The sequence below is a fragment of the Pseudomonas sp. QE6 genome, from assembly GCF_041379005.1.
Taxonomy (GTDB): Bacteria; Pseudomonadota; Gammaproteobacteria; order Pseudomonadales; family Pseudomonadaceae; genus Pseudomonas.
This window is the reverse complement of sequence record NZ_CP166873.1, coordinates 1,739,162-1,763,939: the sequence shown is the minus strand read 5'-3', so window position 1 is coordinate 1,763,939 and position 24,778 is coordinate 1,739,162. Positions and strand designations below refer to the sequence as shown.

Sequence of the window (24,778 nt, the reverse complement as noted above, 5' to 3'; positions counted from 1 at the left end):
GAAGGCATTAGCCGAGGCTGATCTGTACTTCGACGCCAGCAGCAAGGTCGAGCTTCATCAGCGCGTCGACGGTTTTGTCGGTCGGCTGAACGATGTCGAGAACACGCTTGTGGGTACGAATTTCGTACTGGTCACGAGCGTCCTTGTTGACGTGCGGGGAAATCAGCACGGTGTAACGTTCCTTGCGGGTCGGCAGAGGAATCGGACCACGCACCTGAGCGCCAGTACGTTTCGCGGTTTCCACGATTTCCTGGGTAGATTGGTCGATCAGGCGATGGTCAAAAGCCTTCAACCGAATACGGATTTGTTGATTTTGCATTTGACCTCAGACTCCAAGTTGCCATTCCCAACGGACGGACTCCGCCCGTTAAAAGGAGGCGCAATTGTACGGATGCACCTTGGGGGTGTCAATATTTAACCAACTCAATGAAAAAGGGACCCCGAGGGGTCCCTTTTTCTGGAGCGGATCAGCGATTACTCGATGATCTTGGCAACCACGCCGGCGCCAACGGTACGGCCGCCTTCGCGAATCGCGAAGCGCAGGCCATCTTCCATGGCGATCGGAGCGATCAGGGTGACAACCATCTTCACGTTGTCGCCCGGCATTACCATCTCAACGCCTTCCGGCAGTTCGCAGTTGCCGGTCACGTCGGTGGTACGGAAGTAGAACTGCGGACGGTAGCCCTTGAAGAACGGGGTGTGACGACCACCTTCTTCCTTGGACAGCACGTACACTTCGCACTCGAACTTGGTGTGCGGCTTGATGGTGCCCGGCTTGGCCAGAACCTGGCCACGCTCTACGTCTTCACGCTTGGTGCCGCGCAGCAGGACGCCGACGTTCTCACCAGCACGACCTTCGTCGAGCAGCTTGCGGAACATTTCAACGCCGGTGCAGGTGGTCTTGGTGGTCGCCTTGATGCCGACGATTTCCACTTCTTCCTGAACCTTGACGATGCCGCGCTCAACACGACCGGTTACCACGGTGCCACGACCGGAGATCGAGAACACGTCTTCGATCGGCATCAGGAACGGCTGGTCGATTGCACGAACCGGCTCAGGGATGTAGGAGTCCAGGGTCTCTACCAGCTTGCGCACGGCGGAAACACCCATCTCGTTGTCGTCCTGGCCGTTCAGAGCCATCAGAGCGGAACCAACGACGATCGGGGTGTCATCACCCGGGAAGTCGTAGGTGTTCAGCAGGTCGCGAACTTCCATCTCGACCAGTTCCAGCAGCTCGGCGTCGTCAACCATGTCGGCCTTGTTCAGGAACACGACAATGTAAGGAACGCCCACCTGACGGGACAGCAGGATGTGCTCGCGGGTCTGCGGCATGGGGCCGTCAGCAGCCGAGCAAACCAGGATCGCGCCGTCCATCTGGGCAGCACCGGTGATCATGTTCTTCACGTAGTCGGCGTGGCCCGGGCAGTCTACGTGCGCGTAGTGGCGAACGGGCGAATCGTATTCAACGTGAGAGGTGTTGATGGTGATACCACGAGCCTTCTCTTCCGGCGCGTTGTCGATCTGGTCGAAAGCGCGAGCGGAGCCACCCCAGGTCTCGGAGCAGACCTTGGTCAGAGCAGCGGTCAGAGTGGTTTTACCGTGGTCAACGTGACCGATGGTGCCAACGTTGACGTGCGGTTTGTTACGTTCGAATTTTTCCTTAGCCACGACAGTAAACCTCGTACTTAAAGGGCTGAATCAAGCTTGTTTTTTAACGAGAGCTTCGACGATGTTCGACGGAGCCTCGGCGTACTTGGAGAATTCCATAGAGTAGCTTGCGCGACCCTGGGACATGGAACGCACGTCGGTTGCGTAACCGAACATTTCGCCCAGCGGAACCTCGGCACGAATCACCTTACCGGAGACCGAGTCTTCCATCCCCTGAATCAGACCACGACGACGGTTCAGGTCACCCATCACATCGCCCATGTAGTCCTCAGGAGTCACCACCTCTACCTTCATGATCGGCTCAAGCACCTTACCACCACCCTTCTGGGCCAGTTGCTTGGTCGCCATGGAAGCAGCGATCTTGAACGCCATCTCGTTGGAGTCGACGTCGTGGTAGGAACCATCGAACACGGTAGCCTTCAGGCCGATGAGCGGATAGCCGGCAACAACGCCGTTCTTCATCTGCTCTTCGATACCCTTCTGGATCGCCGGGATGTATTCCTTCGGAACCACACCGCCCACGACTTCGTTGGTGAATACCAGACCTTCGGTGATGTTGCCCTTCTCGTCCACATCCGGAGTCGAGAAGCGGATCCAGCAGTGACCGAACTGGCCGCGACCGCCGGACTGGCGAACGAACTTGCCTTCGATCTCTACGTTGTCCTTGGAGATGGTTTCACGGTAGGAAACCTGCGGCTTGCCGATGTTGGCCTCGACGCCGAACTCGCGCTTCATGCGGTCGACGAGGATGTCCAGGTGCAGCTCACCCATACCGGAGATGATGGTCTGGCCGGTTTCTTCGTCGGTCTTGACGCGGAACGACGGGTCTTCCTGGGCCAGCTTGCCGAGGGCGATACCCATCTTCTCCTGGTCAGCCTTGGTCTTCGGCTCTACAGCTACCGAGATTACCGGCTCCGGGAAGTCCATACGCTCGAGGATGATCGGCTTCTCGATGTCGCACAGGGTGTCACCGGTGGTGACGTCCTTCATGCCGATCAGAGCCGCGATGTCGCCAGCGCGCACTTCTTTGATCTCGTCACGCTGGTTGGCGTGCATCTGCACCATACGACCAACGCGCTCTTTCTTGCCCTTGACGGAGTTGACGACCGACTGGCCGGACTCCAGAACACCCGAGTAGACGCGAACGAAGGTCAGAGTACCTACGAACGGGTCGGTAGCGATCTTGAACGCCAGAGCGGAGAACGGAGCGTTGTCGTCAGCCGGACGCTCGTCGTGGATTTCGTTGTCATCAGTGCTGTCCGGGTGGACGCCCTGAATCGCCGGAATCTCGGTCGGAGCAGGCAGGAAGTCGATAACGGCGTCGAGAACCAGGGGCACGCCCTTGTTCTTGAAGGAGGAGCCGCAGACAGCCGGAACGATTTCGCAGGCGATAGTACGCTGACGCAGGCCGGCCTTGATGTCTTCGATCGACAGCTCGCCCTCTTCCAGGTACTTGTTCATCAGCTCTTCGTTGGCCTCGGCAGCAGCCTCGACCATGTTGTTGCGCCATTCGTTGGCCAGATCGACCAGCTCGGCAGGGATCTCTTCCTCACGGTAAGAGGTGCCCTTGTCGTCTTCGTTCCAGTAGATGGCCTTCATCTTCATCAGGTCGATCTGACCCTGGAAGTCATCTTCTGCACCGATGGCCAGCTGAACCGGAACCGGGGTGTGGCCCAGACGGTTCTTGATCTGACCGACGACGCGCAGGAAGTTGGCGCCAGCGCGGTCCATCTTGTTCACGTAAACGATACGCGGAACACCGTACTTGTTGGCCTGACGCCATACGGTTTCGGACTGCGGCTCAACGCCGGAGGTGCCGCAGAACACAACGACGGCGCCGTCCAGTACGCGCAGGGAGCGCTCAACTTCAATGGTGAAGTCTACGTGGCCGGGGGTGTCGATGACGTTTACGCGGTACTTGTCGTACTGGCCGCGCGAACCTTCCCAGAAGGTGGTGATCGCAGCGGAAGTAATGGTGATACCACGCTCCTGCTCCTGCACCATCCAGTCGGTGGTAGCAGCGCCGTCGTGTACCTCACCCATCTTGTGGCTGAGACCTGTGTAGAACAGGATCCGCTCGGTAGTGGTGGTCTTGCCCGCGTCAACGTGGGCGCAGATACCAATGTTCCGGTAGCGGTTGATTGCTGTATTACGAGCCATAAAGCCCTCGCAGAAGTATTGATGCCGTAATTAGAAGCGGTAGTGCGAGAACGCTTTGTTGGCTTCAGCCATACGGTGCACGTCTTCACGCTTCTTGACGGCAGCGCCTTTGCCTTCAGCGGCATCCAGCAGCTCGCCTGCCAGGCGCAGGGCCATGGACTTCTCGCCACGCTTGCGGGCGAAGTCCACCAGCCAACGCATGGCCAGTGCATTACGACGGGACGGGCGTACTTCGACCGGAACCTGGTAGGTAGCACCGCCGACACGGCGGGACTTCACTTCGACCAGCGGAGCGATGGCGTCGAGTGCTTTTTCGAAGAGTTCCAGGGGGTCACCTTTACTGCGCTCTTTGACCTTGTCCAGAGCACCGTAAACGATACGCTCGGCAACGGCTTTCTTGCCGCTTTCCATCACGTGGTTCATGAACTTGGCCAGAATCTGGCTTCCGTATTTCGGATCGGCCAGGATCTCACGTTTGGCCGCTACACGACGTCTTGGCATTGATAAGCCCTCAAACGGTCTTCAGGTTAGCTCGGGACCAGGCCCGACCTTACTCTTATCGACTCAGCAAATAGGAAAACAAAATTACTTCGGACGCTTGGCGCCGTACTTGGAACGACCCTGCTTACGGTCTTTGACGCCGGAGGTATCCAGCGAACCGCGCACGGTGTGGTAACGCACACCCGGGAGGTCCTTTACACGACCGCCGCGGATCAGCACTACGCTGTGCTCTTGCAGGTTGTGACCTTCACCACCGATGTACGAGGAAACCTCGAAACCGTTGGTCAGACGAACACGGCACACTTTACGCAGTGCGGAGTTCGGCTTCTTCGGGGTGGTGGTGTATACGCGGGTGCATACGCCGCGACGCTGAGGGCAGTTCTGCAGGGCAGGAACGCCGCTCTTGTCTACCAGGCGCTTGCGCGGTTTGCGCACCAGCTGGTTGATAGTTGCCATCTATAGCTCCACTGATTGTCTTACGACACTTAAAAACGAAAATGGGCAGAGCATGAGCCCTGCCAATTTTCGGGGTACAAGATACTAATGAGCTTCCTGTACACCGTCAAGACAAAGCCCCGGTTGTCAAGACAACCGGGGCTTTGTTTGAGGCTTAGTTACCGCTCAGATTGAGCGCTTCGGCCAGTGCAGCTTCGGCTTCGCTCGCGCTGACGCGCTGCGGTTTGCCGAGGTCGCGCTGACGCTTGCGCTCGCTGTGGTAAGCAAGGCCGGTACCTGCCGGGATCAGACGACCCACGACCACGTTTTCCTTCAGGCCGCGCAGGAAGTCGCGCTTGCCGGTGACCGCCGCCTCGGTGAGGACGCGGGTGGTCTCCTGGAAGGAAGCCGCCGAGATGAACGACTCGGTGGACAGCGAGGCCTTGGTGATACCCAGCAGGACGCGCTCGTACTTGGCCGGGAACTTGTCCTGGGTAGCCAGTACTTCGTTCTCCTCCAGCACCTGGACCAGTTCGACCTGGTCGCCCTTGATGAAGGACGAATCGCCCGACTCGGCCACTTCGACCTTGCGCAGCATCTGGCGCAGGATGGTCTCGATGTGCTTGTCGTTGATCTTCACGCCCTGCAGACGGTACACGTCCTGGATCTCGTTGACGATGTACTTGGCCAGCGAGCTGACGCCCAGCAGACGCAGGATGTCGTGCGGGTTGCTCGGGCCGTCGGAGATCACTTCGCCACGGCTTACCTGTTCACCTTCGAACACGTTCAGGTGACGCCACTTCGGAATCAGCTCCTCGTACGGATCGCTGCCGTCGGTGGGAGTGATGACCAGGCGGCGCTTGCCCTTGGTTTCCTTGCCGAAGGAGATGGTGCCGCTGATTTCCGCCAGGATCGAAGGCTCTTTCGGACGACGAGCTTCGAACAGGTCGGCAACGCGCGGCAGACCACCGGTGATGTCGCGGGTCTTCGAGGTTTCCTGCGGAATACGCGCGATAACGTCACCGATACGCACTTTCGCGCCATCGTTGAGGTTGACCAGGGCGTTCGCCGGCAGGAAGTACTGGGCCGGTACGTCGGTACCCGGCAGCAGCAGATCCTTGCCAGCGGCGTCGATCAGCTTCACGGCCGGACGGATGTCCTTGCCGGCAGCCGGACGATCCTTCGGATCCATCACCTCGATGTTGGTCAGACCGGTCAGTTCGTCGGTCTGGCGCTTGATGGTGATGCCCTCTTCCATGCCCACGAAGGCCACGGTGCCGTCCATCTCGGTGACGATCGGGTGGGTGTGCGGGTCCCACTTGGCGACGATGGCGCCCGGGTCGACCTTGTCACCTTCCTTCACGGAAATCACCGCACCGTACGGCAGCTTGTAGCGCTCGCGCTCACGACCGAAGTCGTCGGCGACCGCCAGCTCACCGGAACGGGAAACCGCCACCAGCGCGCCGTCGGCACGCTCTACGTGCTTCAGGTTGTGCAGGCGAATGGTGCCGCCGTTCTTGACCTGTACGTTGTCCACGGCGGAAGTACGGCTGGCCGCACCACCGATGTGGAAGGTACGCATGGTCAGCTGGGTACCCGGCTCACCGATCGACTGGGCGGCGATAACACCGACAGCCTCACCGATGTTCACGCGGTGACCACGGGCCAGATCGCGGCCGTAGCACTTCGAGCAGATGCCATGGCGGGTTTCGCAGGTGATCGGCGAGCGAACCAGTACCTCGTCGACGCTCATCTGCTCGAGGAAGTCGACCCACTTCTCGTCGATCAGGGTGCCAGCCTCGACGATGACTTCGTCGCTGCCCGGCTTGAACACGTCGCGGGCCACCACACGGCCGAGCACGCGCTCGCCCAGGGGCTCGACCACGTCGCCGCCTTCGATGTGCGGGGACATCAGCAGGCCGTGTTCGGTACCGCAATCGATTTCGGTCACGACCAGGTCCTGGGCCACGTCGACGAGACGACGGGTCAGGTAACCGGAGTTCGCGGTCTTCAGTGCGGTATCCGCCAGACCTTTACGAGCACCGTGAGTGGAGATGAAGTACTGGAGTACGTTCAGGCCTTCACGGAAGTTCGCGGTGATCGGGGTCTCGATGATGGAGCCGTCCGGCTTGGCCATCAGGCCACGCATACCGGCCAGCTGACGGATCTGGGCCGCGGAACCCCGCGCACCGGAGTCCGCCATCATGTACATGGAGTTGAAGGACTCCTGGTCGACCTGCTTGCCCTCGCGATCGGTCACCTTCTCTTTCGAGAGGTTGGCCATCATCGCCTTGGACACTTCGTCGTTGGCCTTGGACCAGAGGTCGATCACCTTGTTGTACTTCTCGCCCTGGGTTACCAGGCCGGAGGCGTACTGGCTCTCGATCTCCTTCACTTCCTCGGTGGCGGCATCGATGATGCGGGCCTTTTCGTCCGGGATGACGAAGTCGTTCACGCCGATCGACACACCGGAGATGGTCGAGTAGGCGAAGCCGGTGTACATCAGCTGGTCAGCGAAGATGACGGTGTCCTTCAGACCCACCACGCGGTAGCAGTGGTTGATCAGCTTGGAGATCGCCTTCTTCTTCATCGACTGGTTGACCACGTCGAAGGGCAGGCCGGCCGGGACAACCTGGAACAGCAGCGCACGGCCGACGGTGGAGTCGACGATGCGGGTGTTGGCGGTCAGGCTGCCGTCTTCGTTCTTGATCTTCTCGTTGATGCGCACTTTCACGCGGGCGTGCAGGGACACCTGGCCGCTGCGGTACGCGCGGTCAACTTCCTGCAGGTCTGCGAAAGCCATGCCCTCGCCCTTCGCGTTGATCGCTTCACGGGTCATGTAGTACAGACCCATTACCACGTCCTGCGACGGAACGATGATCGGCTCGCCGTTGGCGGGCGACAGGATGTTGTTGGTGGACATCATCAGCGCGCGCGCTTCCAGCTGAGCCTCGAGGGTCAGCGGGACGTGCACGGCCATCTGGTCACCGTCGAAGTCGGCGTTGTACGCGGCGCAGACCAGCGGGTGCAGCTGAATGGCCTTACCTTCGATCAGTACCGGTTCGAACGCCTGGATGCCCAGACGGTGCAGGGTCGGCGCACGGTTCAGCAGTACGGGATGCTCGCGGATCACCTCGGCGAGAACGTCCCACACTTCCGGCAGCTCGCGCTCGACCATCTTCTTGGCGGCCTTGATGGTGGTGGCCATGCCACGACCTTCCAGCTTGCCGAAGATGAACGGCTTGAACAGTTCCAGGGCCATTTTCTTCGGCAGACCGCACTGGTGCAGACGCAGGGTCGGACCTACGGTAATTACCGAACGGCCGGAGTAGTCCACGCGCTTACCGAGCAGGTTCTGACGGAAGCGACCCTGCTTGCCCTTGATCATGTCGGCCAGGGACTTCAGCGGGCGCTTGTTCGAGCCGGTGATGGCACGGCCGCGACGGCCGTTGTCCAGCAGGGCGTCGACGGCTTCCTGCAGCATGCGCTTTTCGTTGCGCACGATGATGTCCGGAGCGGCCAGGTCGAGCAGGCGCTTCAGACGGTTGTTACGGTTGATCACGCGGCGATACAGATCGTTCAGATCCGAAGTCGCGAAGCGGCCGCCATCCAGCGGAACCAGCGGACGCAGGTCCGGCGGCAGCACCGGCAGGACGGTCAGCACCATCCACTCGGGATGGTTGCCGGAGCCCTGGAAGGCTTCCATCAGCTTCAGGCGCTTGGACAGCTTCTTGATCTTGGTTTCCGAGTTGGTCTGCGGAATCTCTTCGCGCAGGCGGCCGATCTCGTGCTCCAGATCGATAGCGTTGAGCAGCTCGCGAACGGCTTCAGCACCCATGCGGGCGTCGAAGTCGTCACCGAACTCTTCGAGAGCTTCGAAGTACTGCTCGTCGTTCAGCAGCTGGCCCTTCTCCAGGGTGGTCATGCCCGGATCGATCACCACGTAGCTCTCGAAGTAGAGCACGCGTTCGATGTCACGCAGGGTCATGTCCAGCAGCAGGCCGATACGGGACGGCAGGGACTTCAGGAACCAGATGTGGGCGACCGGCGAGGCCAGTTCGATGTGGCCCATGCGCTCACGGCGCACCTTGGCCAGGGCGACTTCAACGCCGCACTTCTCGCAGATCACACCGCGGTGCTTGAGGCGCTTGTACTTACCGCACAGGCACTCGTAGTCCTTCACCGGGCCGAAGATCTTGGCGCAGAACAGGCCATCGCGCTCCGGCTTGAAGGTACGGTAGTTGATGGTCTCCGGCTTCTTAACTTCGCCGAAGGACCAGGAACGAATCATCTCGGGCGAGGCCAGACCAATACGGATGGCATCGAACTCCTCGATTTGACCCTGGTTTTTCAACAGATTGAGCAAGTCTTTCAAGGCCTTTCCTCCTCACGGACCCGGTGCGACTAGCCTTGACCAGCCGCACCGTTCTGACGTCACGTGTTATTCGGTTTCCAGTTCGATATCGATGCCGAGCGAGCGGATCTCTTTGATCAGCACGTTGAAGGACTCGGGCATGCCGGCCTCCATGCGGTGATCCCCGTCCACGATGTTCTTGTACATCTTGGTACGGCCGTTCACGTCGTCCGACTTCACGGTCAGCATTTCCTGCAGGGTGTAGGCGGCACCGTAGGCTTCCAGCGCCCAGACCTCCATCTCCCCGAAACGCTGGCCACCGAACTGCGCCTTACCACCCAGCGGCTGCTGGGTAACCAGGCTGTAGGAGCCGGTGGAACGTGCGTGCATCTTGTCATCGACCAGGTGGTTCAGCTTGAGCATGTACATGTAACCAACGGTGGTCGTACGCTCGAACTGGTTGCCGGTGCGGCCATCGAACAGACGCATCTGGCCGCTCTCCGGCAGATCGGCCAGCTTCAGCATGGCCTTGATCTCGCGTTCCTTGGCACCGTCGAACACCGGGGTAGCCATGGGCACGCCGCCCTTGAGGTTGTTGGCCAGAGCGATGATCTCGTTATCGTTCAGCTCGTCCAGGTTTTCCTGGCGGCCGCCGATCTCGTTGTAGATCTCGTTCAGGAAGGCACGCAGTTCGGCGATCTTGCGCTGCTCTTCGAGCATGCGGTTGATCTTCTCGCCCAGCCCCTTGGCCGCGAGGCCCAGGTGGGTTTCGAGGATCTGACCGACGTTCATACGCGACGGTACGCCCAGTGGGTTCAGGACGATATCGACCGGAGTACCGTTGGCGTCGTGCGGCATGTCTTCGACCGGCATGATCACGGAGACCACACCCTTGTTACCGTGGCGGCCCGCCATCTTGTCGCCCGGCTGGATGCGGCGCTTGATGGCCAGGTAGACCTTGACGATCTTCAGTACGCCCGGAGCCAGGTCGTCGCCCTGCTGCAGCTTGCGCTTCTTGTCTTCGAACTTGTCGTCCAGCATCTGACGGCGGTCGCTGATGTAGGCCTGGGCCTTCTCCAGCTGCTCGTTCAGAGCGTCTTCCGCCATGCGCAGCTTGAACCACTGGCCGCGCTCGAGGCCGTCCAGGTACTCGTCGGTGATCTCTGCGCCTTTCTTCAGGGCAGGACCGCCGTCGGCCTTGGCACCGACCAGGGCAGAACGCAGACGCTCGAAGGTCGCGCCTTCGACGATGCGGAACTCTTCGTTCAGGTCCTTGCGGATCTCGTCCAGCTGCATCTTCTCGATGGACAGGGCGCGGCTGTCGCGCTCTACGCCATCACGGGTGAAGACCTGTACGTCGATGACGGTGCCCTTGGTGCCGGTCGGCACGCGCAGGGAAGTGTCCTTCACGTCGGACGCCTTCTCACCGAAGATCGCGCGCAGCAGCTTCTCTTCCGGAGTCAGCTGGGTCTCGCCTTTCGGGGTGACCTTGCCGACCAGGATGTCGCCGGCCTGCACTTCGGCGCCGACGTAGACGATACCGGCTTCGTCCAGCTTGTTCAGCGCAGCCTCACCCACGTTCGGGATGTCCGCGGTGATCTCTTCTGGGCCGAGCTTGGTGTCACGGGCAACGCAGGTCAGTTCCTGGATGTGGATCGTGGTGAAACGATCTTCCTGGACCACGCGCTCGGACAGGCAGATGGAGTCTTCGAAGTTGAAGCCGTTCCAGGGCATGAACGCTACGCGCATGTTCTGACCCAGAGCCAGTTCACCCATGTCGGTGGACGGACCGTCGGCCAGGATGTCGCTGCGCGAAACCTTGTCACCCTTCTGCACCAGCGGACGCTGGTTGATGCAGGTGTTCTGGTTGGAACGGGTGTACTTGGTCAGGTTGTAGATGTCGACGCCGGCTTCGCCAGTCTCGACTTCGTCGTCGTTCACGCGCACCACGATACGGCTGGCATCGACGGAGTCGATCACGCCGCCACGGCGAGCCACCACGCAGACACCGGAGTCACGGGCGACGTTGCGCTCCATGCCGGTACCTACCAGCGGCTTGTCGGCGCGCAGGGTCGGTACAGCCTGACGCTGCATGTTCGAACCCATGAGTGCACGGTTGGCGTCGTCGTGCTCGAGGAACGGAATCAGCGAGGCAGCGACGGAAACGACCTGCTTCGGCGAAACGTCCATGAGGGTGACGTCTTCCGGCGCCTTCACAGTGAATTCGTTCAGGTGACGTACGGCGACCAGTTCGTCGATCAGCTGGCCTTTTTCGTTCAGGGTCGCGGACGCCTGAGCGATGACGTGGTCAGCTTCTTCGATCGCGGAGAGGAAGACGATGTCGTCGGTGACCAGACCTTCCTTCACCACGCGGTACGGGCTTTCCAGGAAGCCGTACTTGTTGGTGCGGGCGTAGGTGGCCAGGGAGTTGATCAGACCGATGTTCGGACCTTCAGGGGTTTCGATCGGGCACACGCGGCCGTAATGGGTCGGGTGTACGTCACGAACCTCGAAGCCCGCGCGCTCGCGGGTCAGACCACCCGGCCCGAGTGCGGAGACGCGGCGCTTGTGGGTGATCTCGGAGAGCGGGTTGTTCTGGTCCATGAACTGCGACAGCTGGCTGGAACCGAAGAACTCCTTGATCGCGGCAGCCACCGGCTTGGCGTTGATCAGGTCCTGCGGCATCAGGCCTTCGCTTTCGGCCATCGACAGACGTTCCTTGACCGCGCGCTCTACACGCACCAGGCCAACGCGGAACTGGTTCTCGGCCATTTCGCCGACGCAACGGACACGACGGTTACCCAGGTGGTCGATGTCGTCGACGATGCCTTTACCGTTACGGATGGCAACCAGGGTCTTGAGGACCTCGACGATGTCTTCCTTGCTCAGTACGCCCGGACCTTCGATCTCGGTGCGACCGATACGACGGTTGAACTTCATGCGGCCAACGGCCGACAGGTCGTAACGCTCGGCGCTGAAGAACAGGTTGCCGAACAGGGTCTCGGCAGCTTCCTTGGTCGGCGGCTCGCCAGGACGCATCATGCGATAGATCTCGACCAGCGCTTCCAGTTGGTTGCTGGTGGAGTCGATCTTCAGCGTGTCGGAGATGAACGGACCGCAGTCGATGTCGTTGGTGTACAGGGTTTCCAGACGCACGACCTGGGCCTTGGCGATCTTGGCCAGGGCGTCGACGGTCAGCTCGGTGTTGCACTCGGCGATGATCTCGCCGGTAGCCGGGTGCACGACGGCCTTGGCCACGGTACGGCCAATCAGGTAGTCGAACGGCACTTCCAGCTGGGTGATACCAGCCTTCTCGAGCTGGTTGATGTGGCGCGCGGTGATACGACGACCGGCTTCGACGATGACCTTGCCGCTGGCATCCTTGATGTCGAAGCTGGCGATCTCGCCACGCAGACGCGACGGCACCAGCTCCAGGTTCAGGGTCTCGCCCTTGATCTGGAAGACGTTGGTGTCATAGAACGCGTTGAGGATTTCCTCGGTGCTGTAGTTCAGCGCACGCAGCAGGACGGACGCCGGCAGCTTGCGGCGACGGTCGATACGGACGAACACGCAGTCCTTCGGATCGAACTCGAAGTCCAGCCAGGAACCGCGGTAGGGGATGATGCGAGCGGAGTACAGCAGCTTGCCGGAGCTGTGGGTCTTGCCACGGTCGTGGTCGAAGAACACACCCGGGGAACGGTGCAGCTGGGAAACGATGACGCGCTCGGTACCGTTGATGATGAAGGTACCGTTCTCGGTCATCAGGGGGATTTCCCCCATGTAGACTTCCTGTTCCTTGATGTCCTTGATCGCTTTGTTCGACGATTCTTTGTCGAAAATGATCAGGCGCACTTTCACACGCAGCGGGACGGCGAAGGTCACACCGCGCAGCACGCATTCCTTGACGTCGAATGCCGGCTCACCCAGACGGTAGCCGACGTATTCCAGGGCAGCATTGCCGGAATAGCTGATAATCGGGAAAACGGACTTGAAGGCCGCATGCAGGCCGATGTCTCGAACCTGGTCCTTGCTCGCGCCGGCCTGCAGGAATTCGCGATAGGAATCCAGCTGGATGGCCAGCAAATACGGCACATCCATGACGTCCGGCAACTTGCTAAAGTCCTTGCGGATACGTTTTTTCTCAGTGTATGAGTAAGCCATCAGCGTTCCCCAGCTTGGTCACCTGCTTGATTGGCCTCTCCCTCGCAGGGAGCAGCCCAAAAATCGTGCAAACCCTAGGTTTGCGCCGCCACTCGGGCGGGATTTTCGCGTTATGGAGGGGCACCCACGGCACCCCACCCATAACGGAAAAAGGCCGGTGGCAATTGCCACCAGCCATCAGCCTGTCGCTTAACGCTCGGGCTGTAGACGCAAGGTCCGAACTTACTTGAGCTCGACCTTGGCGCCTGCTTCTTCCAGGGCTTTCTTGGCAGCTTCGGCTTCTTCTTTCGAAGCGCCTTCCTTGACCACGCCCGGGGCGCCGTCAACGACAGCCTTGGCTTCTTTCAGGCCCAGGCCGGTCAGTTCACGAACGACCTTGATCACGTTCACTTTCTTGTCGCCAGCTTCGGCCAGGACGATGGTGAACTCGGTCTGCTCTTCAGCAGCAGCAGCCGGGCCAGCAGCCGGGCCAGCAGCAACAGCGGCAGCAGCGGTAACGCCGAACTTCTCTTCCATCGCCTTGATCAGTTCAACGATCTGCATGACGGACATTTCGGATACGGCGTTGATGATGTCTTCGTTGGTCAGAGCCATGACTCTAATTCCTGTATTGGGTGACGGCCTAAGGCCATCGAATTAAACAAAAAAGGTTGAAAGCAGTTGCCGAGCCTTAGGCTGCGGTAGCTTCTTTCTGATCGCGAATTGCCGCCAGAGTACGAGCCAGCTTGCTGGTAGCGCCCTGAATGACGCTCATCAGCTGTGCAACGGCTTCGTTGTAGGTCGGCAGGGTCGCCAGCACGTCGATCTGATTGGCTGCGAGGAACTGACCCTCGAACGCGGCCGCCTTGATCTCGAACTTGTCCTGACCCTTGGCAAACTCCTTGAAGATACGAGCGGCAGCGCCCGGATGTTCGTTGGAGAAAGCAATCAGGGTCGGGCCCTTGAACACGTCGTTGAGCACTTCAAACTGAGTGCCTTCAACGGCGCGCTTGAGCAGGGTGTTACGTACGACTTTCACGTACACACCAGCTGCGCGGGCCTCTTTACGGAGTCCGGTCATTGCGCCGACAGTCACGCCGCGTGCATCAACCACGACAGCGGACAGACCGGCTTTGGCAGCCTCGTTGACTTCAGCGACGATGGCCTTCTTGTCTTCGAGTTTAATTGCCACGGGTTTACTCCTGGATGTTACCGATTCGTCCAGCCGGAGCCGGACGGCGTTTTGGTGTCTGATTCGGTTAACGAATCGGGAGCACCATCTGCGTAGGCTTGAGGTTTAAGGCTTGCGCCGCCTACGGTCTTGGACAGCCCCCGCCAGGCAGGGACCCCAATACCTGCGAACAGTGGGCGAACCCACTGCTCGACTTAGTTCATCAGCCTTCCAGCGAAGCCTGATCGATCTGCAGACCCGGGCCCATGGTGGTGCTCAGGGTTACGCGCTGAACGTACACGCCCTTCGAGGAGGACGGCTTCAGACGCTTCAGATCGCTCAGCAGCGCTTCCACGTTCTGCTTCAGCTTGGCCGGCTCGAAGTCGATCTTGCCAACAGAAGCGTGGATGATGCCGTTCTTGTCGGTACGGAAACGTACCTGACCGGCCTTGGCGTTCTTGACGGCGGTAGCGACGTCCGGAGTCACGGTGCCGACTTTCGGGTTCGGCATCAGGCCGCGCGGACCGAGTACCTGGCCCAGCTGGCCAACAACGCGCATGGCGTCCGGGGAAGCGATGACGACGTCGTAGTTCAGGTCACCGGCCTTCATTTCGGCAGCCAGTTCGTCCATACCGACCTTGTCAGCACCGGCAGCCAGAGCAGCTTCAGCGCCCGGACCCTGGGTGAAGACGGCAACGCGTACGGACTTGCCGGTACCGTTCGGCAGAACGGTGGCGCCACGCACGACCTGGTCGGATTTACGCGGATCAACGCCCAGATTGATGGCGATGTCTACGGATTCCTTGAACTTGATGGTCGACAGTTCGGCCAGCAGTTTGGCGGCATCTTCGAAGCCGTATTGCTTGCCGGCTTCAACCTTCTCGGCGATAGCCTTTTGACGCTTGGTCAGCTTAGCCATTACACACCCTCCACGTTCAGGCCCATGCTGCGCGCGGAGCCAGCGATGGTACGTACGGCAGCGTCCAGGTCAGCAGCGGTCAGGTCAGCCTGCTTGGCCTTGGCGATCTCTTCCAGCTGAGCACGGGTAACAGTGCCCACTTTCTGGGAGTTCGGACGAGCGGAGCCGCTGGAGATGCCGGCTGCTTTTTTCAGCAGAACGGATGCCGGGGTGCTCTTGGTTTCAAAGGTGAAGCTGCGGTCGCTGTAAACGGTGATGATCACAGGAGTCGGCAGACCAGGTTCCATGCCCTGGGTCTTGGCGTTGAACGCCTTGCAGAATTCCATGATGTTCACGCCGTGCTGACCCAGAGCCGGGCCAACGGGCGGCGACGGGTTGGCCTGGCCGGCCTTTACTTGCAGCTTGATGTAAGCCTGGATTTTCTTAGCCATTTGCTACTCCAAATTCGGGTCAAGCGCCCTGACGGGCTCCCCGGTTGCTTTCGCGTTTATCCCAATGACGACAAAACCCCGCAGCCTAGGGCTGCGGGGTGTGGGATTCATTGTGCCAGTTAAACTTTCTCTACCTGGCTGAACTCCAGCTCTACCGGGGTAGAGCGACCGAAAATGAGCACAGCGACCTGGATGCGGCTCTTTTCGTAGTTAACCTCTTCGACGACGCCGTTGAAGTCAGCGAACGGACCATCGATCACACGAACGGTCTCGCCCGGCTCGAACAGGGTCTTCGGCTTCGGCTTGTCACCACTATCGGCAACACGACGCAGGATGGCGTCAGCTTCCTTATCGGTGATCGGAGCCGGCTTATCGGCAGTACCACCAATGAAGCCCATGACGCGAGGAGTATCCTTGACCAGGTGCCAAGTACCCTCGTTCATTTCCATCTGCACCAGGACATAGCCGGGGAAGAACTTGCGCTCACTCTTGCGCTTCTGGCCGTTCCGCATCTCCACGACTTCTTCGGTGGGGACGAGAATCTCACCAAACCCGTCTTCCATGCCGGCCAGTTTGACCCGCTCGATCAGCGAGCGCATGACATGCTTCTCGTAACCCGAGTAGGCATGCACAACGTACCAACGCTTAGCCACGGAACACCCTTAACCTACGATCATGGAAACCAGCCAACCCAGCAGGGAGTCGAGCCCCCAAAGCACCAGCGCCATTACCAGCACTACTGCCACTACGATCAGCGTGGTCTGAGTTGTCTCTTGACGAGACGGCCATACAACCTTGCGAATCTCGGCGCGAGCCTCTTTAGCGAGAGTAAAGAATGCACGCCCCTTGACGGTCTGCAGCGCAGTGAAGCCTGCAGCAGCAGCCATTACGAGAATACCGAGAACGCGATAGAAGATCGGTTGCGCCGAGTAATACTGGTTGGCAACCACCGCCACTACAACCAGCACCGCAACCACAAGCCACTTCAAGAGATCAAGACGCGACTCTTTGGCTTCTACCTTCGCATTCATCTGCTAGGAATCCCGTTTAAAGAAGTGCCAGATCTTGAGGAATCTGGCAGGCCAGGAGGGAATCGAACCCCCAACCTGCGGTTTTGGAGACCGCCGCTCTGCCAATTGAGCTACTGGCCTAGAACAAAGTCAGGCCGACCATTATGCCGGCCTGAGGGGAAAAGATCAATCGATTATTCGATGATCTTGGCAACCACGCCGGCGCCAACGGTACGGCCGCCTTCGCGGATCGCGAAGCGCAGACCTTCTTCCATGGCGATCGGAGCGATCAGGGTGACAACCATTTTCACGTTGTCGCCCGGCATTACCATCTCAACGCCTTCCGGCAGTTCGCAGTTGCCGGTCACGTCGGTGGTACGGAAGTAGAACTGCGGACGGTAGCCCTTGAAGAACGGGGTGTGACGACCACCTTCTTCCTTGGACAGCACGTACACTTCGCACTCGAACTTGGTGTGCGGCTTGATGGTGCCCGGCTTGGCCAGAACCTGGCCACGCTCTACGTCTTCACGCTTGGTGCCGCGCAGCAGGACGCCGACGTTCTCACCAGCACGACCTTCGTCGAGCAGCTTGCGGAACATTTCAACGCCGGTGCAGGTGGTCTTGGTGGTCGCCTTGATGCCGACGATTTCCACTTCTTCCTGAACCTTGACGATGCCGCGCTCAACACGACCGGTTACCACGGTGCCACGACCGGAGATCGAGAACACGTCTTCGATCGGCATCAGGAACGGCTGGTCGATTGCACGAACCGGCTCAGGGATGTAGGAGTCCAGGGTCTCTACCAGCTTGCGCACGGCGGAAACGCCCATCTCGTTGTCGTCCTGGCCGTTCAGAGCCATCAGAGCGGAACCAACGACGATCGGAGTGTCATCACCCGGGAAGTCGTAGGTGTTCAGCAGGTCGCGAACTTCCATCTCGACCAGCTCCAGCAGCTCGGCGTCGTCAACCATGTCGGCCTTGTTCAGGAACACGACAATGTAAGGAACGCCTACCTGACGGGACAGCAGGATGTGCTCGCGGGTCTGCGGCATGGGGCCGTCAGCAGCCGAGCAAACCAGGATCGCGCCGTCCATCTGGGCAGCACCGGTGATCATGTTCTTCACGTAGTCGGCGTGGCCCGGGCAGTCTACGTGCGCGTAGTGGCGAACGGGCGAGTCGTATTCAACGTGAGAGGTGTTGATGGTGATACCACGAGCCTTCTCTTCCGGCGCGTTGTCGATCTGGTCGAAAGCGCGAGCGGAGCCGCCCCAGGTCTCGGAGCAGACCTTGGTCAGAGCAGCGGTCAGAGTGGTTTTACCGTGGTCAACGTGACCGATGGTGCCGACGTTTACGTGCGGCTTGTTACGCTCAAACTTTTCTTTAGCCATCTTGTCCGCCTCCCATAAGGAATTGAGAAAGTCACGTCACCATTAAAACAAAGGCAGATATTTTCATATCTGCCTTTGCGAGATGGAGCTCATGAGCGGATTTGAACCGCTGACCTCACCCTTACCAAGGGTGTGCTCTACCAGCTGAGCTACATGAGCAAGACATAAGCAACAAACTTGGAGCGGGTAGCGGGAATCGAACCCGCATCATCAGCTTGGAAGGCTGAGGTTCTACCACTGAACTATACCCGCGGAGCTTGAGGCTCACGCTTGAAACTGGTGGAGGGGGAAGGATTCGAACCTTCGAAGTCTGAGACGTCAGATTTACAGTCTGATCCCTTTGGCCGCTCGGGAACCCCTCCGAGTGAGGCGGCATTCTACAGCCTGCCACCGCGTTGTCAACTGTTTTTCTTTAAAAAACTTGAGCTTAGCTCTTCGACAACGGCTTCCAGTACATTCCCTTTTCAGGTCACCCCTGTGAAGCGGGCGCCATTCTATTCAAACTATTGAGGGCTTGCAACGCTTTTGCACGGCATTGTTTGTTTTTGCAGCTCAGGGAAATCCGAGCCCAGTTGGCGCACCAGGGAATCATCCACCAGGCGACTGCTCTCCGGGGCGACCTGCACCCAATAATCGTGCTGCGAGCGTGCCAATTCGCGGATCAGCGCGTCATACCCCGCCGACTTCAGGCGTTCCACGATGCTGTCTGCGGAGTCCTTGCGCTGAAAGATCCCCAGCGAGATGCCATCCGCCAGATCGCCCTCGGTAATGATGTAACTGTCGATCTTGCGCGCCTGCAGTTCACGCAGCTGCCACAACGAGGCCTGGCGTGAAGCCAGTGGCGGCAGATACACCCAGTAATCCATACCGGCAGCCGCATCCACCGTCTGCACCGATGCCTGCACATCCAGACTGATAAGTCGCTGCGCCAGCAGCCGGGCGCGCTCCTCGGCCGGGAAACTCCCCAGGAACAGGCAGGCGGACGCCGGGGCCGCCGGCTTTTCATCAGCCTGCCGACGCTGAGGCGCCTCGCTCGACTCGCTCAGCAGGCGAATATTCTTCTGCTCGCTATGGAACAGACTCAGGGGCGCAACTTCCTTGGGGCGGAGCGGCGCCTGCTGCTGATGCCATACGTAATAGAAGACGTTCAATGCCAACAGGAACAGAAAGAACCAACGCATCGATCAGACTCACTCAATCGGGCAGGCGAGCGCCAGGCCGAGAAACACCAGATCCGGAAGCACCACGGCACGCGCAAGCTCGTCCTTCACGAGTTCGGCGTCCCCTCCGGTGAGGTACACCGCACATTCGTCGCCCAGCAGACGACTCGCGAGTGCGTATTGCTCCCGCACGAAGCCCCGAAGCATCAGGACGCAGCCCCGCTCTACCGCCTCAGAGGTTTCCTGGCCCGGCAACAGATTCTGCAGCGCCTCGTGGGCCGCTTCGTCGTCATAGCGAATACGGCGTGTATGCGTCCGCAACTGGCTGCGCATCAACGGCATACCCGGGGCGATGTACCCACCCAGGTGGCGCCCGGAAGCATCCACCAGATCGGACGTCACTGCGGTGCCGAGATCGATCACCAGGCAGCCACGCCCCGCCAGACAATGTCCGGCCACCAAGGCGAGCCAACGATCCATGCCCAGCCGCTGGTATTCGCGATAGCCGTTCACCACGCCTGCTAGCTCTTTCGCCGCCGCGGCAACCTGAACCGAGACGGGAAACTCATTTTCGAGCGAGCTGCGCAGCGCTTCGGTCTCCTGCTCACTGCGCACACTCACCATGCGGCAATAGCGGATCTCCAGAGCCCCGTTTGCCTGCAACTGTGCAAGCAGCGCCGGATCAGAATCGGCCACACCCCCGGCGACAGTCACCAGGTCGTGTTTTCTGACCACCCGCCACTTGATCAGGCTATTACCGCAATCCAATTCAAGAATCATCAGACAACCTCAGGCTCAGCTCGCCTCCGCTGTAACGCTGCTCCTGCCCATCGACCAGAAGGCGCAAAGCGCCTCGTTCATCGATGCCCAACGCGCGTCCAACGATATTATTGGAGGCAGTGGATAGCTTGACCTGCTTCCCCTGCCAAAGATGAAGAGACTCCCACTCCTCGAGGCTGGCAGAGAAGCCTTGCTCGCGGTGGCGGGAAAGCACCTGGGCAAGCTCCGACTCCAGCACCTCGAGCAGCGCATTGCGGTCGACCAGCTTGCCCAGAGATTCGCGCAGCGAGGTCCAGGGCTGATCGATAGCCTCTGCCTTGCGCATATTCACGTTGATGCCGACACCAATAGCGACACTGCAGATATCGGCCGGATCCCCGGTGAGCTCCAGCAATATGCCAGCGATTTTCCTGCCATCGACCAGGACATCGTTTGGCCACTTGAGCCCGACATCGGCAACACCCAGGGAGCGAATGGCTCGCGCGACACCAAGCCCAACAACGAGGCTCAGCCCTTCGAGCTCCTTGGCGCCTCCGCGAACGGTAATGCCCAGGGTGTAATAAAGGTTGGCGCCGAACGGGCTTTCCCACTGGCGCCCACGCCGGCCACGGCCGGCAGTTTGGCGCTCAGCCAGAATAGCGAACGGCGCAGCCATCCCTGCGGAGAGTCGCCGCAGCACTTCGGCATTGGTGGAGTCGATGGAGAAAAGCACATCCAGAGGCCAGGGACCGGAGTCCGGCCTGGGCGCGATGATGCTCAGCGGCTCTTCCAGGCGATAACCACGGCCGCGCACTCTCTGCACCACCATTCCGTAGTCGCGCTCGAAACCTTCGAGGCGTTTCCAGACGGCACTTCTGCTCACGCCCAGCAGAGCACCAAGCTCCTCTCCTGAATGGAAGCGGCCGTCGCTCAGCAATGTCAGCAAGGTCTGCATATCACCCCCGCAATATTCAGGCACGCATCATATAGAGGCATGCCGGGCTTGCCTATGCAGCAAAGCTGCCGACTTTCCCGCGCGCAAAAGCAAAACCCCCGGCCAGCTTTCGCTAACCAGGGGCTTTGGGATAGGTGCTTGACGATGACCTACTCTCACATGGGGAAACCCCACACTACCATCGGCGATGCGTCGTTTCACTGCTGAGTTCGGGATGGGATCAGGTGGTTCCAACGCTCTATGGTCGTCAAGCAATTCTTTAGGACGCTCGTGGCATTCACACACGCTCATCCGAATTCGGGTATGTGACAGTCATTTGCGGTTCACACGAACTTTCGGTTCGTCGACTTCACCATCGAACACACAAATTGTTTGGGTGTTATATGGTCAAGCCTCACGGGCAATTAGTATCGGTTAGCTCAACGCCTCACAGCGCTTACACACCCGACCTATCAACGTCGTAGTCTTCGACGGCCCTTCAGGGGAATCAAGTTCCCAGTGAGATCTCATCTTGAGGCTAGTTTCCCGCTTAGATGCTTTCAGCGGTTATCTATTCCGAACATAGCTACCCGGCAATGCCACTGGCGTGACAACCGGAACACCAGAGGTTCGTCCACTCCGGTCCTCTCGTACTAGGAGCAGCCCCTCTCAAATCTCAAACGTCCACGGCAGATAGGGACCGAACTGTCTCACGACGTTCTAAACCCAGCTCGCGTACCACTTTAAATGGCGAACAGCCATACCCTTGGGACCGGCTTCAGCCCCAGGATGTGATGAGCCGACATCGAGGTGCCAAACACCGCCGTCGATATGAACTCTTGGGCGGTATCAGCCTGTTATCCCCGGAGTACCTTTTATCCGTTGAGCGATGGCCCTTCCATACAGAACCACCGGATCACTAAGACCTACTTTCGTACCTGCTCGACGTGTCTGTCTCGCAGTCAAGCGCGCTTTTGCCTTTATACTCTGCGACCGATTTCCGACCGGTCTGAGCGCACCTTCGTACTCCTCCGTTACTCTTTAGGAGGAGACCGCCCCAGTCAAACTGCCCACCATACACTGTCCTCGATCCGGATGACGGACCAGAGTTAGAACCTCAAGCATGCCAGGGTGGTATTTCAAGGATGGCTCCACGCGAACTGGCGTCCACGCTTCAAAGCCTCCCACCTATCCTACACAAGCAGGCTCAAAGTCCAGTGCAAAGCTACAGTAAAGGTTCACGGGGTCTTTCCGTCTAGCCGCGGATACACTGCATCTTCACAGCGATTTCAATTTCACTGAGTCTCGGGTGGAGACAGCGCCGCCATCGTTACGCCATTCGTGCAGGTCGGAACTTACCCGACAAGGAATTTCGCTACCTTAGGACCGTTATAGTTACGGCCGCCGTTTACCGGGGCTTCGATCAAGAGCTTCGCTTTCGCTAACCCCATCAATTAACCTTCCGGCACCGGGCAGGCGTCACACCCTATACGTCCACTTTCGTGTTTGCAGAGTGCTGTGTTTTTAATAAACAGTCGCAGCGGCCTGGTATCTTCGACCGACATGGGCTTACGCAGTAAATGCTTCACCCTCATCGGCGCACCTTCTCCCGAAGTTACGGTGCCATTTTGCCTAGTTCCTTCACCCGAGTTCTCTCAAGCGCCTTGGTATTCTCTACCCGACCACCTGTGTCGGTTTGGGGTACGGTTCCTAGTTACCTGAAGCTTAGAAGCTTTTCCTGGAAGCATGGCATCAACCACTTCATCATCTAAAAGACGACTCGTCATCAGCTCTCGGCCTTGAACACCCGGATTTGCCTAAGTGTTCGGCCTACCACCTTAAACTTGGACAACCAACGCCAAGCTGGCCTAGCCTTCTCCGTCCCTCCATCGCAGTAACTAGAAGTACAGGAATATTAACCTGTTTCCCATCGACTACGCTCTTCAGCCTCGCCTTAGGGACCGACTAACCCTGCGTCGATTAACGTTGCGCAGGAACCCTTGGTCTTTCGGCGTGGATGTTTTTCACACCCATTGTCGTTACTCATGTCAGCATTCGCACTTCTGATACCTCCAGCAAGCTTCTCAACTCACCTTCACAGGCTTACAGAACGCTCCTCTACCGCGCATCTTACGATGCACCCGTAGCTTCGGTGTGTGGTTTGAGCCCCGTTACATCTTCCGCGCAGGCCGACTCGACTAGTGAGCTATTACGCTTTCTTTAAAGGGTGGCTGCTTCTAAGCCAACCTCCTAGCTGTCTAAGCCTTCCCACATCGTTTACCACTTAACCACAACTTTGGGACCTTAGCTGACGGTCTGGGTTGTTTCCCTTTTCACGACGGACGTTAGCACCCGCCGTGTGTCTCCCACGCTGACACTTCCAGGTATTCGGAGTTTGCATCGGTTTGGTAAGTCGGGATGACCCCCTAGCCGAAACAGTGCTCTACCCCCTGGAGTGATACGTGAGGCGCTACCTAAATAGCTTTCGAGGAGAACCAGCTATCTCCGAGCTTGATTAGCCTTTCACTCCGATCCACAAGTCATCCCCTACCTTTTCAACGGGAGTGGGTTCGGTCCTCCAGTCAGTGTTACCTAACCTTCAACCTGCTCATGGATAGATCGCCCGGTTTCGGGTCTATACCCAGCGACTAAATCGCCCTATTAAGACTCGCTTTCGCTACGCCTTCCCTATACGGTTAAGCTCGCCACTGAATATAAGTCGCTGACCCATTATACAAAAGGTACGCAGTCACCTAACAAGTAGGCTCCCACTGCTTGTACGCATACGGTTTCAGGTTCTATTTCACTCCCCTCTCCGGGGTTCTTTTCGCCTTTCCCTCACGGTACTGGTTCACTATCGGTCAGTCAGTAGTATTTAGCCTTGGAGGATGGTCCCCCCATATTCAGACAAAGTTTCTCGTGCTCCGTCCTACTCGATTTCACTTCAAAGAACCTTTCACATACGGGGCTATCACCCACTATGGCCGCACTTTCCAGAGCGTTCTGTTAGATTCAAAGAAGCTTAAGGGCTAGTCCCCGTTCGCTCGCCACTACTAAGGGAATCTCGGTTGATTTCTTTTCCTCAGGGTACTTAGATGTTTCAGTTCCCCTGGTTCGCCTCTTGCACCTATGGATTCAGTACAAGATACCTAGGTTATCCTAGGTGGGTTCCCCCATTCAGAGATCTCCGGATCAAAGTCTGTTTGCCGACTCCCCGAAGCTTATCGCAGGCTACCACGTCTTTCATCGCCTCTGACTGCCAAGGCATCCACCGTATGCGCTTCTTCACTTGACCATATAACCCCAAGCAATCTGGTTACTGTCTCGAACGTGAAGACGACATTCGCCGAAAATTCGCGCTTGAACTCGCAAATTTTACCTTGACTTGAATGATCACCAGTGAAAGAGATCATTCAGTCTACTTCTATCACATACCCAAATTTTTAAAGAACAGTTCTGGCACAAAGACCAGACAGCAAGGTTCGTTACACCGAACATTCCTGTCTGAGCTTTCGACGATTTAGAGATGGTGGAGCCAAGGAGGATCGAACTCCTGACCTCCTGCGTGCAAAGCAGGCGCTCTCCCAGCTGAGCTATGGCCCCATCGGATCAGCAGCACACCACAACAATTGGTGGGTCTGGGCAGATTCGAACTGCCGACCTCACCCTTATCAGGGGTGCGCTCTAACCAACTGAGCTACAGACCCAATCGTCTAACCAGTGAATCAAGCAATTCGTGTGGGAGCTT

Annotated in this window: 17 protein-coding genes, 6 tRNA genes and 2 rRNA genes; all 25 read right to left on the bottom strand. The window is 58.8% G+C overall.

Annotated elements, in window-relative coordinates:
• Positions 1–7: 7 nt before the first annotated feature.
• The 25 genes from rpsJ to ACAW63_RS07885 all read right to left on the bottom strand — a co-directional run bounded on the left by rpsJ (position 8) and on the right by ACAW63_RS07885 (position 24,737).
• Entirely contained in the window at positions 8–319 is a 312-nt protein-coding gene (gene rpsJ, locus ACAW63_RS08005) for a 30S ribosomal protein S10 (protein WP_003243886.1), read from the bottom strand.
• 155 nt (positions 320–474) lie between these two features.
• Positions 475–1,668, bottom strand: a complete 1,194-nt coding sequence (gene tuf / locus ACAW63_RS08000; RefSeq protein ID WP_152219891.1) for an elongation factor Tu — start codon at positions 1,666–1,668, stop codon at positions 475–477.
• A gap of 30 nt (positions 1,669–1,698) precedes the next feature.
• A complete protein-coding gene (fusA, locus tag ACAW63_RS07995) occupies positions 1,699–3,828 on the bottom strand; it encodes an elongation factor G (protein WP_275609984.1) in 2,130 nt (709 codons plus the stop codon).
• Between the two features lie 30 nt (positions 3,829–3,858).
• Positions 3,859–4,329: a 30S ribosomal protein S7 gene (gene rpsG / locus ACAW63_RS07990; RefSeq protein ID WP_275609983.1), complete on the bottom strand. Its 471-nt coding sequence runs from the start codon at positions 4,327–4,329 to the stop codon at positions 3,859–3,861.
• 84 nt (positions 4,330–4,413) lie between these two features.
• Positions 4,414–4,785, bottom strand: a complete 372-nt coding sequence (rpsL, locus tag ACAW63_RS07985; RefSeq protein WP_015475317.1) for a 30S ribosomal protein S12 — start codon at positions 4,783–4,785, stop codon at positions 4,414–4,416.
• Between the two features lie 154 nt (positions 4,786–4,939).
• Positions 4,940–9,139 carry a DNA-directed RNA polymerase subunit beta' gene (gene rpoC, locus ACAW63_RS07980; protein ID WP_371232894.1) on the bottom strand — a complete coding sequence of 1,400 codons (4,200 nt, stop codon included), beginning with the start codon at positions 9,137–9,139 and terminating at the stop codon, positions 4,940–4,942.
• Positions 9,140–9,205: 66 nt separating this feature from the next.
• Complete coding sequence (rpoB, locus tag ACAW63_RS07975) at positions 9,206–13,279, bottom strand: DNA-directed RNA polymerase subunit beta (protein WP_275609981.1); 4,074 nt, start codon at positions 13,277–13,279, stop codon at positions 9,206–9,208.
• 222 nt (positions 13,280–13,501) lie between these two features.
• Positions 13,502–13,873, bottom strand: a complete 372-nt coding sequence (rplL, locus tag ACAW63_RS07970; RefSeq protein ID WP_275609980.1) for a 50S ribosomal protein L7/L12 — start codon at positions 13,871–13,873, stop codon at positions 13,502–13,504.
• A gap of 76 nt (positions 13,874–13,949) precedes the next feature.
• Positions 13,950–14,450, bottom strand: a complete 501-nt coding sequence (gene rplJ, locus ACAW63_RS07965; RefSeq protein ID WP_015475313.1) for a 50S ribosomal protein L10 — start codon at positions 14,448–14,450, stop codon at positions 13,950–13,952.
• 202 nt (positions 14,451–14,652) lie between these two features.
• Positions 14,653–15,348: a 50S ribosomal protein L1 gene (gene rplA, locus ACAW63_RS07960; RefSeq protein ID WP_275609979.1), complete on the bottom strand. Its 696-nt coding sequence runs from the start codon at positions 15,346–15,348 to the stop codon at positions 14,653–14,655.
• Complete coding sequence (rplK, locus tag ACAW63_RS07955; protein WP_275609978.1) at positions 15,348–15,779, bottom strand: 50S ribosomal protein L11; 432 nt, start codon at positions 15,777–15,779, stop codon at positions 15,348–15,350. Before rplK ends, rplA begins: the two co-directional genes overlap by 1 nt.
• Before the next feature lie 119 nt (positions 15,780–15,898).
• Positions 15,899–16,432 carry a transcription termination/antitermination protein NusG gene (nusG, locus tag ACAW63_RS07950; RefSeq protein ID WP_015475310.1) on the bottom strand — a complete coding sequence of 178 codons (534 nt, stop codon included), beginning with the start codon at positions 16,430–16,432 and terminating at the stop codon, positions 15,899–15,901.
• 9 nt (positions 16,433–16,441) lie between these two features.
• Positions 16,442–16,810, bottom strand: a complete 369-nt coding sequence (gene secE, locus ACAW63_RS07945; protein WP_275609977.1) for a preprotein translocase subunit SecE — start codon at positions 16,808–16,810, stop codon at positions 16,442–16,444.
• A 44-nt stretch (positions 16,811–16,854) separates the two neighbouring features.
• Positions 16,855–16,930, bottom strand: a tRNA-Trp gene (locus ACAW63_RS07940).
• A 53-nt stretch (positions 16,931–16,983) separates the two neighbouring features.
• Positions 16,984–18,177, bottom strand: coding sequence for an elongation factor Tu (gene tuf, locus ACAW63_RS07935; RefSeq protein WP_371232891.1), 1,194 nt, complete (start codon positions 18,175–18,177; stop codon positions 16,984–16,986).
• A gap of 83 nt (positions 18,178–18,260) precedes the next feature.
• A tRNA-Thr gene (locus tag ACAW63_RS07930) sits at positions 18,261–18,336 on the bottom strand.
• 19 nt (positions 18,337–18,355) lie between these two features.
• Positions 18,356–18,429: transfer RNA gene (locus ACAW63_RS07925), tRNA-Gly, on the bottom strand.
• Between the two features lie 25 nt (positions 18,430–18,454).
• Positions 18,455–18,539: transfer RNA gene (locus ACAW63_RS07920), tRNA-Tyr, on the bottom strand.
• A gap of 141 nt (positions 18,540–18,680) precedes the next feature.
• Positions 18,681–19,358, bottom strand: coding sequence for an SPOR domain-containing protein (locus ACAW63_RS07915; protein ID WP_371232889.1), 678 nt, complete (start codon positions 19,356–19,358; stop codon positions 18,681–18,683).
• Positions 19,359–19,367: 9 nt separating this feature from the next.
• Complete coding sequence (locus ACAW63_RS07910) at positions 19,368–20,117, bottom strand: pantothenate kinase (protein WP_371232887.1); 750 nt, start codon at positions 20,115–20,117, stop codon at positions 19,368–19,370.
• Positions 20,107–21,051 carry a bifunctional biotin--[acetyl-CoA-carboxylase] ligase/biotin operon repressor BirA gene (birA, locus tag ACAW63_RS07905; RefSeq protein WP_371232885.1) on the bottom strand — a complete coding sequence of 315 codons (945 nt, stop codon included), beginning with the start codon at positions 21,049–21,051 and terminating at the stop codon, positions 20,107–20,109. Before birA ends, ACAW63_RS07910 begins: the two co-directional genes overlap by 11 nt.
• Before the next feature lie 136 nt (positions 21,052–21,187).
• Positions 21,188–21,303 (bottom strand): 5S ribosomal RNA (gene rrf, locus ACAW63_RS07900).
• 131 nt (positions 21,304–21,434) lie between these two features.
• Positions 21,435–24,325 (bottom strand): 23S ribosomal RNA (locus ACAW63_RS07895).
• Positions 24,326–24,557: 232 nt separating this feature from the next.
• A tRNA-Ala gene (locus ACAW63_RS07890) sits at positions 24,558–24,633 on the bottom strand.
• Positions 24,634–24,660: 27 nt separating this feature from the next.
• Positions 24,661–24,737: transfer RNA gene (locus ACAW63_RS07885), tRNA-Ile, on the bottom strand.
• Between the last annotated feature and the right edge of the window lie 41 nt (positions 24,738–24,778).